General features: G+C 72.6%; 14 protein-coding genes and 1 riboswitch. Of the genes, 8 read left to right on the top strand and 6 right to left on the bottom strand.

Annotated features, from left to right (window positions below; translation table 11 throughout):
* The first annotated feature begins 86 nt into the window (after positions 1-86).
* The 4 genes from ACIGXM_RS15820 (at position 87) to ACIGXM_RS15835 (ending at position 2986) form a co-directional block, all read left to right on the top strand.
* The gene (locus ACIGXM_RS15820; RefSeq protein WP_396561274.1) at positions 87-290 is read left to right on the top strand and encodes an MbtH family protein; all 204 of its coding nucleotides are present in this window, start codon (positions 87-89) and stop codon (positions 288-290) included.
* 220 nt (positions 291-510) lie between these two features.
* Positions 511-1026 carry a GNAT family N-acetyltransferase gene (locus ACIGXM_RS15825; RefSeq protein WP_396561073.1) on the top strand — a complete coding sequence of 172 codons (516 nt, stop codon included), beginning with the start codon at positions 511-513 and terminating at the stop codon, positions 1024-1026.
* Entirely contained in the window at positions 1023-2276 is a 1254-nt protein-coding gene (locus ACIGXM_RS15830) for an MFS transporter (RefSeq protein ID WP_396561075.1), read from the top strand. The genes ACIGXM_RS15825 and ACIGXM_RS15830 overlap by 4 nt, the downstream gene beginning before the upstream one ends.
* Positions 2277-2503: 227 nt before the next feature.
* On the top strand, positions 2504-2986 hold the full coding sequence (locus ACIGXM_RS15835) for a DUF6328 family protein (RefSeq protein WP_396561077.1): 483 nt from the start codon (positions 2504-2506) through the stop codon (positions 2984-2986).
* Positions 2987-3120: 134 nt separating this feature from the next.
* On the opposite strand, the gene ACIGXM_RS15840 is transcribed toward ACIGXM_RS15835, so the two are convergent.
* The gene (locus tag ACIGXM_RS15840; protein WP_396561079.1) at positions 3121-3759 is read right to left on the bottom strand and encodes a carbonic anhydrase; all 639 of its coding nucleotides are present in this window, start codon (positions 3757-3759) and stop codon (positions 3121-3123) included.
* Positions 3760-3935: 176 nt separating this feature from the next.
* Positions 3936-4066, top strand: a riboswitch (FMN riboswitch).
* A 137-nt stretch (positions 4067-4203) separates the two neighbouring features.
* Between ACIGXM_RS15840 and ACIGXM_RS15845 the strand changes: the two genes are divergently transcribed.
* Complete coding sequence (locus ACIGXM_RS15845) at positions 4204-4494, top strand: 3,4-dihydroxy-2-butanone-4-phosphate synthase (RefSeq protein WP_396561081.1); 291 nt, start codon at positions 4204-4206, stop codon at positions 4492-4494.
* Positions 4495-4660: 166 nt separating this feature from the next.
* Here ACIGXM_RS15845 and ACIGXM_RS15850 read toward each other — a convergent pair whose 3' ends face one another.
* The 4 genes from ACIGXM_RS15850 to ACIGXM_RS15865 all read right to left on the bottom strand — a co-directional run bounded on the left by ACIGXM_RS15850 (position 4661) and on the right by ACIGXM_RS15865 (position 9519).
* On the bottom strand, positions 4661-5293 hold the full coding sequence (locus ACIGXM_RS15850) for a helix-turn-helix domain-containing protein (RefSeq protein ID WP_396561083.1): 633 nt from the start codon (positions 5291-5293) through the stop codon (positions 4661-4663).
* Between the two features lie 108 nt (positions 5294-5401).
* Positions 5402-6781, bottom strand: a complete 1380-nt coding sequence (locus ACIGXM_RS15855) for a cryptochrome/photolyase family protein (RefSeq protein WP_396561085.1) — start codon at positions 6779-6781, stop codon at positions 5402-5404.
* A complete protein-coding gene (locus tag ACIGXM_RS15860; protein WP_396561087.1) occupies positions 6778-8352 on the bottom strand; it encodes an SDR family oxidoreductase in 1575 nt (524 codons plus the stop codon). The genes ACIGXM_RS15855 and ACIGXM_RS15860 overlap by 4 nt, the downstream gene beginning before the upstream one ends.
* A 180-nt stretch (positions 8353-8532) precedes the next feature.
* Positions 8533-9519: an alpha/beta fold hydrolase gene (locus ACIGXM_RS15865; protein WP_396561089.1), complete on the bottom strand. Its 987-nt coding sequence runs from the start codon at positions 9517-9519 to the stop codon at positions 8533-8535.
* Positions 9520-9854: 335 nt separating this feature from the next.
* Here ACIGXM_RS15865 and ACIGXM_RS15870 point away from each other — a divergent pair, with 335 nt between their 5' ends.
* Both ACIGXM_RS15870 and ACIGXM_RS15875 read left to right on the top strand, forming a co-directional pair.
* Positions 9855-10883, top strand: coding sequence for an aldo/keto reductase (locus tag ACIGXM_RS15870; RefSeq protein WP_396561091.1), 1029 nt, complete (start codon positions 9855-9857; stop codon positions 10881-10883).
* Between the two features lie 319 nt (positions 10884-11202).
* Positions 11203-12198 carry a chitinase gene (locus ACIGXM_RS15875; protein ID WP_396561093.1) on the top strand — a complete coding sequence of 332 codons (996 nt, stop codon included), beginning with the start codon at positions 11203-11205 and terminating at the stop codon, positions 12196-12198.
* A gap of 97 nt (positions 12199-12295) precedes the next feature.
* Here the strand turns inward: ACIGXM_RS15875 and ACIGXM_RS15880 are convergent, their stop codons facing one another.
* Positions 12296-13213, bottom strand: coding sequence for a DUF6891 domain-containing protein (locus tag ACIGXM_RS15880; RefSeq protein WP_396561095.1), 918 nt, complete (start codon positions 13211-13213; stop codon positions 12296-12298).
* 255 nt (positions 13214-13468) lie between these two features.
* Between ACIGXM_RS15880 and ACIGXM_RS15885 the strand changes: the two genes are divergently transcribed.
* The gene (locus ACIGXM_RS15885) at positions 13469-14107 is read left to right on the top strand and encodes an HD domain-containing protein (RefSeq protein ID WP_396561097.1); all 639 of its coding nucleotides are present in this window, start codon (positions 13469-13471) and stop codon (positions 14105-14107) included.
* The last annotated feature ends 111 nt before the right edge of the window (positions 14108-14218 follow it).

Here is a 14218-nt window from a genome sequence, read left to right on the forward strand (position 1 = left end):
GGCCCGCGGTCCGCCCGGGCCCCGACCACCGCCCCGTGCGGCGACGACTCACCGACGACAACCCAGCGATGACGAAGGAACGTGACATGGACGAGAACACCGTCTACCAGGTGCTGTGCAACGACGAGGAGCAGTACTCCCTCTGGCCGGTCGACATCGAGGTGCCCGCGGGCTGGCGGACCGTCGGCAAGGAGGGCACCGAGGCGGAGTGCTCCGCCTACGTCGACGAGGTCTGGACCGACATGCGGCCGCGGAGCCTGCGCGAGCGCATGGAGAACGTCGAAGCCTGACCGGTCGGGGGACGGGGCGCCGGCCGACCTCGCCGGCCGGCGCCCCGCCACCCGCGGCACCGCCGCCGCGACTCCCGGCGCCCTGTCCCGCAGCCTCCAGCTCCACAGCACCGCCGCCCCAACCGCCCCGGCCTCACCGTCCGGTGCCGCGTCGGCCAGCCCGCGCGCCGCCGCGGCACGGACCAGCAGGCCCGCCCCACGACACCCCGAGGAGCCCACCATGACCCCTGTTATGCACACCGAACACGTGGAGTTCATCCCCTACCGGGACGAGGACGAGGACGCCTTCGTCGCCCTCCTGCGCAATGCGGACGTGTGCCGCTGGATGGGCCAGGACCTCGTGCCCGAGCCGGAGGTCCGCGTGCTGTTCCGCTCGATCCTGACCGAGGTGTACCCCAGACGTCTCTTCGACGTGTGGGGCCTGTGGCTGGACGGCAGGACGTACGCGGGCCACGCGGAGGTGAAGAGGACGGGAAACGTCGACGGCCATGAACTGGTCACCGCGCTCGCCCCGGAGTTCTGGGGTCGGGGACTCGGCACGGAGGTGATCCGCGGCCTGCTGCGCCATGCCGCCGACGGCCTCGGACTCAAGGAGGTCTACGGGATGGTGGGCGCGGAGAACACCGCGAGCCTGGCGTTGTGCCGGCGTCTGGGCTTCCGGCACCTGCGCGACGTCGTCGCCGACAACGGTTCGGTGACGAAGATGCTGATCGTATCCACGACGGAGTCGACGTGACACAGCCACTCACCGGGGACGCCCTCGACCCGTCCCGGACCAGCCGGCCGCCGAGCCTGTGGCGCAACCGCGCCTTCAACCTGCTCTGGACCGGCCAGTGCCTCTCGGACACCGGCAGTGCCATGGCCGACCTGGCGCTGCCCCTCCTGGTGTTCCAGCTGACCCGGTCGCCGGCACAGGCCGGCTTCGTCGGCACGGTCGGTTTCGCCGTCACGATGATCTCCCGGCTGCCGGCCGGCCTCCTCGTCGACCGCTTCGACCGGCGCCGGCTGATGATCTTCTGTGACGTCTTCCGGCTCGTCGTGTACGCGGTCCTCGCCTGCGCCGTCGAGGCCGGCGCCGCCGGTCTGGCCGTGATCCTGGCGGTGGTCGCCGGGAGCGCTGCCGCGACCGCCGTCTTCAGCACCGCCGAACACGCCGCGGTCCGCAGCCTGGTGGGTCAGGATCAGATCGTCACCGCCGTCGCCCGCAACGAGGCACGGGCGTACGGCACGTCGCTGGTCGGGCCGCCCCTGGGCGGCCTGCTGTTCGGGCTCGGCAAGGCGCTGCCGTTCTTCGGCAACGCCCTCAGCTTCCTGCTGTCGCTGTCGGCCGTCCTGTGCATCCGCCGGCCCCTGCAACAGCCCCGGCCGGCCACGGCCCCCTCCGGAGGCGGCCCCGGAGGGGAGGGCCTGCGGTTCGTCCTGGGCAGTCCGTTCCTCCGGGCCCTGCTCGTGATCGCCGCCCCGCTCAACATGGCCTTCACCGGCATGATCTTCGCGATGACCATCTCGTTGCGACGCTCCGGACTCTCGCCGGTCCTCGTCGGCCTGGTCAGCATGATCATCGCTGTGGGCGGTCTCCTCGGTGCCATCGCCGCTCCGGCCCTGCAACGCCGACTGCGCCTGCCGACGCTGATCACGGTGATCTGCTGGTCCACCGCCGTACTGATGGCGCTCAGCGTGCTGGTGTCCACCAGCATCGTGACCGCGGTACCCCTCGCCGCCGCGCTGTTCCTCGGTCCCACCGCCAACGCCGCCCTCTTCGGCTACCAGGCGGCCGTCACCCCGGACCACCTCCAGGGTCGGGTGGTCAGCCTGCTCCTCCTGGCCGCCACCTCGGCGGCCGCTCTGGCACCCGCCCTCGCCGGGGTGCTGCTGGCCCACGTCCCCGGCCGCACGGCGATGCTGGTCTTCCCGCTCCTGGTCGCGGCCTCCGCGCTGGTGGCCACGTTCGGCAGGGGTATCAGGTCCATGTCCCGCCAGCCGTGAGGCACCGCCCGATGCGGGGACCGGGCCCGGCGCGGCCCCGCCCCGGGGGCGCGGGAGCTGCCGGATCTGGGCCTCGCCGGTGGGCACCCGGTCGTACGTCGTCGTCCTGGGTCGCGTGTCCACCCGCAGTATGGCGGGCGTCAGTCCCCCAGCCCCCGGCGCGGCCGGATCAGGGTGCGGACGAACCTGGCTCGCGTGCTCCCGCTCATCGGGCGACATTGGGATCCATGCAGGAACAGCCGGAGCACCCCCCTGTGCCGCAGCGTCACGAGACGGTCGAGGAACGGGCCGACCGGAACCTGGTCGAGCTGCTCCAGGAGCTTCGGGTCGTGCAGACCGGCGTCCAGATCGTGTTCGCCTTCCTCCTCGGCGTGGCGTTCACGCCGCGCTTCGCGCAGTTGAGCGATGCCCAGCAGGGCGTCTACGTCACCGCCCTGCTGCTGACCGTGGTCTCCTCCACGGTCCTGGCCACCCCGGTGGCCTTGCACCGGGGCCTGTTCCACCGCGGGGCCAAGCGCCGGATCGTGGAGCTGTCGACCCGGCTCGCCCTGGTGGGCCTGGTCTTCCTCGCGCTCGCGCTGAACGGCGTGGTGCTCCTGCTGATCGACGTGGTTCTCGGTCGCGCGGCCGCGATCGCCGTCACCAGCGCCAGCATGTTGATGTTCGCGGGGCTGTGGTTCTTCCTGCCCTGGGCGTTGCGCCGGTCCTGATGAAACTGATTGTCAGTTCAGTGATGGTGGGCATGGTGGACGCGGAACCGGGGCGGCTGGTTCCGCCGGTCTTCAGCGACGCTGAGCGGTCAGCGGTCAGCGACCCGTGGAGGTGCCCCCGTTGTGACCGGGTGTCACGCCGTGACGGCAGGGGCGGGAAGGCCCCTGGCGGCGACCAGGTGCGCGCTGCCGTCGGCCAGGCGGTAGGACAGGCCCGCGACCGCGAGCCGGCCGGCGGCGACGCGCTCGGCGAGGATGCGGGAGCGGTCCAGCAGCAGGTCGACGGTGCTCCTTATGTGCTCGTGGAGGATCTCCTCCGGTTCGTCCCGTCCGGCGGCGCGCGCGGCGAGCACGCTCGGGGTCACCCGTTCGACCACGTCCCGTACGAATCCGCCCGGCGTCCTGCCGCCGTCGGCGGCGGCGCGGGCGGCGGCGATCGCCCCGCACGAGTCGTGGCCCAGGACCACGACCAGCGGGCACTCCAGCACGCTCACCCCGTACTCGATGCTGCCCAGGACCTCGGTGCCCACGACGTGCCCGGCGGTGCGGACCACGAACATGTCGCCCAGCCCCCGGTCGAAGATGATCTCCGCGGCCAGGCGGGAGTCGGAGCACCCGAACAACACCGCGAACGGGCTCTGGCCCGGAGCGGTCTCGGTACGGCGGGCGGCGTCCTGGTTCGGGTGCTGGGGCAGGCCGGCGACGAACCGGAGGTTGCCGGCGAGCAGCATCTCGAAGGCCTCGGCGGGACTCGGCGTCAAGACATCGGTCATGGTGGCAGCCTACGGTCCGCTCCCGCCCGGCGCGCGGGAGGCCATGCCTCCGGCTCCCGCGCGCCGGGCGCCGGGTGGCATGAGCCGGCGCCCGGCGCGGCAGCGGCGCCGTCTCACGGGTCGCGCCGAGGGGGCGCCGCTGTCATGCCGAGTCGTGCCAAGATCCCCCTGAGTGTTCGCGCGCTCCGGGGTCGGTGCAATTCCGAACCGGCGGTGAAAGTCCGCGACCCAGCCGAAGCCATCGGCTGGTTGACCTGGTGGAACTCCAGGACCGACGGTGAAAGTCCGGATGGAAGGCAGTGCGCGGCGATCCACTGTCCGACCGGCGGTGTCCCCTGACGGGCCGTCGGCGGACTGGTGCTCGCTTCTCCCCGGAACGACGTGCGCGCAACGGGGGCGGGCCGTCTGCCGTCATCGTGTCCCCGTCGCGCGCCACGCCGTCCCATGGGGCAGCCCGCGTGCGCTTGCGCGCGGGGTCTGCCCCATGGCCGCGTTCTCTCGCCGACCAGTGAAGCCGGCCGTGGCGGTGTGCTGGAACGCGACGGCCACACCGAGGCCGCCGTCGATCTGTCCCGCCTGGCCGGGCTGTCCGGCGTGACCACCATGTGCGAGCTCGTCCGATCCGACTGGGGCATGGGAAGGCTGGACGATCTGCTGGACCTCGCCGATCGAGAACGACTCGCCCTCGTCTCGGTGGGCGACCTGGCCGCCTACCGGCGGGCCCGCGCGGCCTGACGCCGACCGGGCCGTACACCGGGTCACCTCCACCCGGTGCCCGGCGTACCGCTGCGGCTCAGGCCCGTGGGCCGCCGTCTCGTCCGTTGGGCGCCCGCCGCCGCGGGTCGCCCGGGGAGGGCGACGCCGTGCCGGGAACAGCCGCCGAGCACCTCGCCCTGCTCCGTCACCCGGGACCATCTGACGGTGGCCCCTGGCCGGGTCGTCCGGATGAGTGTTCTGTCCTGGGGCGTGCGCGGAGGTGTGCGCGTTCCCCCTGCCCGCCGAACAGGCTGAGGAACTCGACCGGTTCGGCATCGACGGCGCCGAACCAGTGCGGCACGCGGGTGTCGAACTCGGCCGCCTCCCCGGGGGAGAGCACCAGATCGTGGTCCCCGAGGACGAGCCGCAGCCGTCCGTTGAGGACGTAGAGCCACTCGTAACCCTCGTGGGTCTGTGGATCGGCGTCCTTCCGGGAGCTGCCAGCCGGGATCACCAGCTTGTACGCCTGGATGCCGCCGGCCCGGCGGGTCAGGGGCAGCATGGTCATGCCGTGGCGGGTGACCGGGCGCAGGTGGATGCGCGGATCTCCGGTGGGCGGCGCGCCGACGAGTTCGTCGAGCGTGACGCCGTGGGCTCTGGCCAGGGGGAGCAGCAGTTCGAGGTTGGGTCGGCGAGTGCCGGACTCCAGCCGGGACAGGGTGCTCACCGAGATGCCGGTCGCTGCCGAGAGGTCGGCCAGCGTGGTCTCCCGCTGGCGGCGCAGCGCGCGTAGCCGGGGGCCGACCGCGTCGAGCGTTCGGTCGAGGTCGTCGTCCATGCCCCCAGCTTGCCAGAACGGCAACGGAGATTGCGTAGTGTGCGGCAGGGCGCGCGTGGTCGTCGCGAAGGAGGCCGCCACGGTGGACGGCCGGAGCTGAGGACGACGTCAGTCGATGCGGCGCGCCTGCCGGAAGCGGGCGAGGGCCTGGTCGAGGTCGACGATGGGGTCGGGGTAGTCGAGCCGTGCGCGTTCGGTGGCGGGCAACCGCCAGGGGCGGTGCACGGCGGGGCCGCCGACCGAGGCGAGCTCGGGGACCCACCGCCGCACGTAGGCACCGTCGGGGTCGAAACGGGCGGCCTGCGCGAGTGGATTGAGCACCCGGTTCGGCCGGGTGTCGGTACCGGTGCCCGCCACCCACTGCCAGTTGAGCTGGTTGTTCGCCACATCTCCGTCGACCAGCAGGTCGAGGAAGTGGGCGGCCCCGACGCGCCAGTCGACGTAGAGGGTCTTGGTCAGGAAGCTGGCCGTCAGCAGTCGTGCCCGGTTGTGCATCCAGCCCTCGTGCCGCAACTGGCGCATCCCCGCGTCCACCACGGGGTAGCCGGTCCGGCCGTCCCGCCATGCGGCGATCTCCTCGGCGTCGTGCCGCCACCGGTCGCCGCGCGGCCGGTAGTCCTGGTGGGCCGCGTCGGGTCGTGCGGCGAGTACCTGGTGGTGGAAGTCACGCCAGGCGAGCTGCCGCACGAAGGCGTCCGCTCCGGCGCCGCCGCGGGCCCGCGCCCGCCCCACCAGCTCCACCGCCGACAGACAGCCGAAGTGCAGGTACGGCGACAGGCGCGAGGTCGCGTCGCCCGCCAGGTCGTCGTGCCGGTCGGCGTACTCGTCCAAGGCGGCCGACTCCCAGCGGCGCATTCGTCCGCGGCCCTCGCCCTCGCCCCCGGGGGGCAGTGCCGGCGACACCCACCCACCTGCCAGGTCGGCAGCCTTCGGCGGCGGGTCGGAGCGCACCTCCGGGGTCCTGATCCCGCGGGGCGCCCGGAGGACACCGCGTGGCGTCTCGGAGCACCAGCGGCGGAAGTACGGAGTGAAGACCGCGAAGTGGCCCTTGGACTTCGCCCCGGACGGCAGGACCTGCCCCGGAGCCAGCACCGTCACCACGGCGTCGTGCACCCGCAGTTCGCGGCCGGACGCGGACAGCGCCCTCCGCAGCCGGTCCTCACGACGCGTCGCGTGGCCGCTCACCCCGCCCGCGACGTGCACGGTACCGGCACCTGCCTCGTGCGCCACCCGGCACACCTGCTCCGCCACGTCGCCGTGTCGGACGATCAGGCGTCCGCCGCGCTTCCGCAGCGCCGCGTCGAGGTCCGCGAGGCAGTCGGCGAGGAACGCGGCCCGATTGGGCACCAGGAAACCGGCCCGATCCACGGCCGGGTCCAGGACGAAGAGCGGCACCACCGTGCCGTTCGCGTCCGCCAGCGCCGAGCTCAGCACGGGGTTGTCGTGAACGCGCAGGTCAGCGGTGAACAGCGCGACCGAGGCCTTCACCGTGCCCCCCTTCCGGTGGGCGGCGCGGTGGGGTCGTCGGGCAGGCCGAGGCCCGCGGAGTGAGCGTCGGCGGAGGCCATGAGCTGCCGCGCCCGGTGGGCGATGTTGCGGGCCATGGTGCCGAAGACCAGGGCGTGGAACGGCGCGATGGTCCACCAGTACGCGTGTCCGGCCAGGCCGTGCGGCCGGAACAGCGCGCGCTGCCGGTAGACGCATCGTCCCTCGGCGGCGTCCGTGACGGTCAGTTCCAGCCATGCCCGGCCCGGCAACCGCATCTCGGCCCGGAGCCTCAGCAACCGTCCGGGCTCGATCTCCTCGACCCGCCAGAAGTCCAGCGAGTCGCCGACCCGCAGCCGTCGCGGGTCGCGCCGCCCACGACGCAGCCCCACCCCGCCGACCAGCCGGTCCAGCCATCCCCGCAGCTCCCAGCCGAGCGGGAGGGAGTACCAACCGCTCTCGCCGCCGATGCCCTCGATGACCTGCCACAGCGCGCCCGCCTCGGCGTCGACGGCCACCGAGCGCCGGTCCTGGTAGAGGCTGCCGCCGGACCAGTCGGGGTCGGTGGGCAGCGGGTCGCTGGGGGCGCCGGGCACCGCGGCGGACGACCAACGGGTGGCGACGTCGGCGTCCCGCACGCGTCTGAGTGCCAGGCGGACGGCGTCCTGGAAACCGACCAGGCCGCCCGGCGGGTCCGGGACGTGGTCCCTGATGTCGTGCTCGCAGCAGACCACCTCGTGCCGCAGCGACTCGACCAGCGGACGGGCGATACCCGACGGGACCGGGGTGACCAGGCCCACCCAGTGGCTGGACAGGCGGGGGGTGAGCACCGGCACCGGCACGATCACCCGGCGCGGCAGCCCGGCGACAGCCGCGTAGCGGGTCATCATCTGCCGGTACGTCAGGACGTCGGGGCCGCCGATGTCGAAACTCCGGTTGACCGTCCCCGGCAGCCTGGCCGCGCCGACCAGGTAGCGCAGCACGTCGCGGACGGCGATCGGCTGGATCCTGGTGTTCACCCAGGTCGGCGTGACCATCACCGGCAGCCGTTCGGTCAGGTACCGCAGCATCTCGAAGGACGCCGAACCCGAACCGATGATCACCGCGGCCCGCAACTGGGCCGCCGGCACCGGACCGGCCAACAGGATGCGGCCCACCTCGGCCCGCGAGCGCAGATGAGGCGACAGCTCGCTCTCCCGCACGCCCTGCGGAGTCAGTCCGCCGAGGTAGACGATCCGCCGCACCCCGGCCGTGTGGCCCGCCGCCGCGAAGGCGCGGGCGGCGGTGCGGTCGGTCTCCTCGAAGCCCGGTCCGGTGCCGATGGCGTGCACCAGGTAGTAGGCGACCTCGACGTCCCGGAAGGCATCCGGAAGCGTCTGCGGCTTCGTCACGTCGCCGCGCACCGCCTCGACCCGGGCCGACCACGGCTGGTCGCGCAGCCGCCCCGGATCACGCGCCAGGCACCGTACGCGGTAGCCCGCGGCCAGCAGCTCGGGCACGAGTCGCCCGCCGATGTAGCCGGTGGCCCCGGTGACCAGACAGAGCGCCCCGTCGGACGGGTTCCCTGGTGACATGAGGAGTTCGCCTTTCCCGCGTGCTGGACGGCCCAAGTCATCCGCACCCGCCCGTCGTCGCGACGAATCCGCTCCGCGCGGCGGCGGGTTTTCCCCCGAACGGTGGAACTGGCGGCACGGCACGGGCGCACGGTTGTCACAGGGCGCCGTTCGTCGGGGCCGGCGGCGGCCCGTACGTGTTCAGCTCACGAAGCGGTCCACGGCCGGGACGAACTCCGCCGCGTCCTGGAAGAGGAAGGCGTGCCCGGCGTCGGGGTACAGCGCCAGACCAGCCCGGCGCAGGCTGTGCGTCAGGATCACGTCGTTGGCCGTCGGGTCCAGCGCGTCCAGGGTCCCGTCGGCGACCAGGATGGGGGTGCGGATGCGGCCCACCTGGCGACCCGCGGGCTCTGCGCCCGCCATCCACTGCTGGACGGCGCCGGTCTGCGCGTTCTTCACGACGTCAGAAGCCCGGTAGAAGTTCGGGTACTGGAGAATCCCCCCGGCGTAGGCCCGCGCCGCGGCGGTCTGGTCCCCCGGGAACAGGACGGACAGCTCGACCGCGGGGATCGGGCTGTTCAGGGCAGCGGCAGCGGCGGGTGGAACGGGCAGGGACCTTCCGGTTCCGGCCTGCGTGGCGGTCAGGACGAGCCGGCCGACCTGGCCTGGATGCCGCACGGCCAGAGCCTGGGCGATCATGCCGCCCATGGACCAGCCGAGAACGGCCGGTCGGTGCAGCCGCAGCGAGGAGATCAGCGCGCTGGTCTGGTCGGCCATCGCCGAGACGGTCAGCGGCGCCGGCAGGGCGCTGGTCCGCCCGACTCCCGCGTTGTCGAAGACGATGACCCGGTGGTGGGCGGCGAGGGCGTCCACGAATGACGGGGCCCAGTCGTCCATGGATCCGCCGTACCCCATGACCAACAGGATCGGGCTGCCCTCACCCACCTCGCGGTACCCGACGTCCCCCAGCACGCTGTGCGCGACGAGCGTCGGCGCACTCAGGACGTCCGCCTGCCCAGGGGCGCCGGCTCCGGCCCGCGCCCCGACGGTGGTGCCGCCGGCCGTGACGTTCCCGGGTGTGGCCGCCGAAGCGGATCCCGAGCCGCACACCGCCAAGACGGCCGCGGCGGCCGCGGCCGCGTACCCGGTGAGAGAACTCCGCCGGCGGCGCCGTGTGCTCTGCCTCATGTCTCTTCCCCCTCCATCGAACGCGCATTCATCCTCTGCGACACGGTACGTGCGCGGCCCGCGTCGTGGCGGCGAATTCTCCGGACCCGTGGACGTCCCACGCCCGAGGGCCGAGAGCGGCACGCCCGACCTGGTGGTGATCCCTCGCGCGAGTGCGTCGGCGCGCACGCGCTGGTGAGGATGTCCCGCATCGGCGCGCCGTCGTGCACGGTGAACCACGGGAACTACGGTTGATAACCGGAACGGTGTTCCGTATCGTTGTAGTGGAACGATGTTCCGCTTGCGCCGGCGTATCGCGCCGCGGTGGGCGCCGACCACTACGCACGAGGAGAACCATGAAGTACCGCATGCTGGGCCGAACCGGCATCAAGGTCAGCCCGTACTGCCTGGGCGCGATGATGTTCGGCGCCATCGGCAACCCCGACCACGACGACTCCACGCGCGTCATCCACAAGGCGCTGGACGCGGGCATCAACTTCGTCGACACCGCCGACGCCTACTCGCGCGGCGAGTCCGAAGAGATCGTCGGCAAGGCCCTCAAGGGCCGCCGGGACAACGTCGTGCTCGCCACCAAGGCGCACCTCCCGATGGGCGACGACCCCAACCAACAGGGCAACTCGCGGCGCTGGCTGACGCGCGCACTGGACGACTCGCTGCGCCGGCTGCGGACCGACCACGTCGACCTGTTCCAGATCCACCGCCCCGCCCCGGACACCGACGTGGAGGAGACCCTCTCGGCCCTCACCGACCTGATGCGCGCGGGCAAGGTCCGGGCCATCGGTCACTCCTCCTTCCCCGCCTCGGACATCGTCGAGGCGCAGTGGGTCGCCGAACGGCGTGGCCTGCGGCGCTTCCGCACCGAACAGCCGTCGTACTCGATCCTCAACCGGGGCATCGAACGCGAGGTGCTGCCGGTCTGTCAGCACTACGGGATGGGCACGCTGGTCTGGAGTCCGCTGGGCGGGGGACTGCTCACCGGCCGCTACCGCAAGGGCCGGCAGGCCACCACCCATCGAGCCGGCTTCGGCTTCAGGCACCTGAGCGACGAACGCCGGCTCGATGTCGTCGAACAGCTCGTTCCCCTCGCCGAAGCGGCGGGGATGTCGCTGACGCACCTGGCCATGGCCTTCGCGATCTCCCACCCCGGCGTCACCTCCGCGATCATCGGGCCGCGCACCATGGACCACCTCGACGACCTGCTCGCGGGCGCCGAGACCACCCTGACCGACGAGATCCTCGACCAGATCGACGCCATCGTGCCTCCCGGTACCGACATCGGGACGCTCGACATGGCCTACAACCCACCCGCCATCCAGCGGACCGCGCTGCGTCGCCGCCTGCCCGAGGAGCGCGCCGCGGCCTGACCCGTCCCCGGGAACGGCCTGCGGGGGATCCCGCCCCGCTGACGGTCGAGGCTCCCTGCCCGACGGGCTGCCGCCCTGCGGACGGCAGCCCGTCCCGGATCCGGGGCGGGTCCCGTCGCCCGGGCCGGTCGCGCGGCCGCCGACCCGCGCCAGAACGGGCGAAAGGCCGGGCGGCGTGGGGTCCGTGACGGGGCGTCGAGGCCGGCCGAGCGCGGTTCCGCCTCGATCAACGCGGTCATTCGGGCCCGGGTGAAGCCGCAACTGGCCCGCAGGGTCGGCATCTTGACGAGAACCTGTCATCATGGTTCATTCGTCTGCCATGACACCGCGCACCCTGGCCCGCCGCCTGGCCGCTCTCGCCACCGCCGCCCTGCTCACCGCCGTGCCCGTCGCGCTCGCCCCTGCCGGACAGGCCGCCACCGGGGGACCGGTCGGCCGCAACGCCCCGTACGAGTACCTGGGTTGGGGCAACCCGCCGGACCCGGTGAGCGTGCTGTCGGCGGGCGGGGTACGGCAGCTGACGCTCGCGTTCATGCTCAGCGACGGCACCTGCGCCCCGGCCTGGGACGGCACCCGGCCGCTCACCGGCGGCAGCGACCAGAGCGCGATCAACCGGATCCGGGCGGCCGGCGGCGACGTCGTGGTGTCCTTCGGCGGCTGGGCCGGGAACAAGCTGGGCGAGAAGTGCGGCTCCCCGAGCGCGCTGGCGGCCGCCTACCAGAAGGTGATCACCACCTACCGGCTGCACGCGATGGACATCGACATCGAGAACACCGAGGTCGCCGACGCCGTCGTGCGCCAGCGGGTGATCAGCGCGCTGGAGATCGTCAAGACCGCCGACCCGGCCCTGAAGGTGTACGTCACCTTCGGCACCACCCCGAGCGGTCCGGACGCCACCGGGCTCGACCTGATCGCCAGGGGCGCGGCGGCCCGGCTCCCGGTCGACGGCTGGGTCATCATGCCGTTCGACTTCGGCGGCCACACCGGCTCCATGGGCGCGGCCAGCGCGGCGGCGGCGGACAGCCTCGCGCGCTCCGTCGCCAAGGCGTACGGCTACAGCCTGGCGACGGCCTACCGCCACATCGGCATCTCCTCGATGAACGGCCACACCGACGAGGCCGACGAGGTCGCCTCCACGGCCGACTTCACCACCATGCTCCGCTACGCCCAGGTCCATCACCTGGCCCGCTTCACCTTCTGGGCCGTCAACCGGGACCGCCCCTGCCCGGCCGGCACCTCCGCCGGCGACACCTGCAGCGGGATCGACCAGTCGCCGTACGCGTTCACCAGGCTCATCGCGCGCTACCACGGCTGAGGGACGGGGCGGATCGCCGGCCGTGGCCGGGCAGCGCGCCCGGGCGGCCGAGCCGGCCACCACGTCGGCCCGGCCGCGGCCGCCGGCCTCGCGACCGCTAACCGACCAGGCGGCGGCGCCAGTCGAGGGGAGTGACGGTGATGGCCCGGCCGGGGTCACCGTCCCACTCGGCGCGCAGGCCGACCACCTCGAGGGCGGCCACGACCTCGCGGCCGATCGCGCCGGTGGTCTCCGACGAGCCGTCGAAGCCACCGTAGAGGAGCGCCAGTCCGTGGCCGGCCGCGGCGGAGTCCGTGCACTGGGAGTGGAAGTAGACGAAGCCGCGGGCGTCGGGCCCGCCTTCACCGGCGATCTCCGACTGGCCGCAGTTGCGGCAGCAGGTGAAGTTCTCGCGGGCGGTGACACCGGCCTCCTGCAGGGCGATGAACGCGCGGGTGAGCCGTTCGGGGTCGGTCTCGCCCCGCCACTCGGCCTGCTCCGCCACGCGCTCCAGCCACATCCGGTCGGCCAGCGCCCGCGCCTGCTCGCTCGAGACGGGCCGGCGGTCCTCGCTCACCAGGTACTCCTCAGCGAGCTCGGTCAGTTCGGCGCGGGACGCGTAGCCGCCGACCAGTACCTCGCGGACGTGCCTCTCCAACTCCTCGCGCTCCTCCTCGTCGAGGTCGAGTGGCGGCACCTCACGGGTGGGGCCCATGTCCAGCAGTGACCAGGCCGGACCAGCGTCCCAACCGGCCTCCTGGCGGGCCCAGCCGGAAATCGCCGCGATCACGGCCTCCGGCCCGTCGGCCATCGCCTGGAAGTGCCGGTCAGCGGAGTGGTCGCGGTGTTCCAGCGTGTAGCCACCACCGGCCTCGTGCCAGACCTGGACGAAGACGTCGGGCAGGTCGGGTATCCGCTGGACCACCAGGAACCGGTCACCGTCACCGCCGATTCGCCGGACCAGCCCGGCCAGCTCCTCGGCGGACACACGGACGTGCCGCTCCCAGTTCTCCGTCTTCACCGTGATCTCGAGCATGCGCAGACTCTGACACACCCGTCCGACAGCAGACCTCCCGTGACTCGGTTCGGCCGGCCCGGCCACGATCGGCCTGGTGCAGCACCTCCCCGGGGCCGCTCACGTCGAGCATGGTCACGCCGTCGAACACCAAAGAAGCCACGCGCTGCGTCATGTCTGAATCTGAGTTTCTCCTGGCTAAATTGACATGGCGCCAGGTTGCGTCACCGGGCGACCGTGGAGGCAGTCACCGATCAGCGTAGGAAGGCGCACATCATGAGTGAGACGATCGCGGGCGTGCGGATCCCGGACAGCCCTCTGGTGCGGGAGGCAACCGAACTGGTGCGTGAAGCAGCTTCGCCGTTGGTGTTCGACCACTCCCGGCGGGTGTTCCTCTTCGGGGCGTTGCGCGGCCGGGAGCAGGGACTCGACTTCGATCCCGAGCTGCTGTACGTGGGGGCGATGTTCCACGATCTGGGGCTGACCAAGCGTTTCCGCCGCACGGACCAGCGCTTCGAGATCGACGGTGCCGACGAGGCCCGCCGTTTCCTGCGCGGGCACGGCATCACGGGCGAGCGGGCCGACCGGGTCTGGACGGCCATCGCCCTGCACACCACTCCCGAGATCCCGTTGCACATGGCACCCGAGGTGGCACTGGTCACCCGTGGCGTGGAGCTGGACGTCCTGGGCATCGGCTACCACGCTGTCTCCGACGAGCAGCGCACGGCCGTGGTCGCGGCGCACCCGCGTCCGGACTTCAAGAACCAGATCCTCGCCGCGTTCACTGAGGGCATCAAGGACCGCCCGCAGACCACCTTCGGCAACGTCAAGGCGGACGTCCTGACCCACTACGTCCCCGGTTTCCAGCGTGGCGACTTCGTGGAGGTGATCAGGAACTCCGACTGGCCCGAATGAGAGCGGCGCCCCACCCGCGGCGCGCCGTGCCCTCGCGGCCGTCACGCCTGCGCGTGGGCGAGCCGGCAGGCGGTGACCGGAACGACGTCCTGACCGAACGTCTCTCGGCAG

It is taken from the genome of Kitasatospora sp. NPDC052896 (genome assembly GCF_044547075.1).
Taxonomy (GTDB): Bacteria; Actinomycetota; Actinomycetes; order Streptomycetales; family Streptomycetaceae; genus Kitasatospora.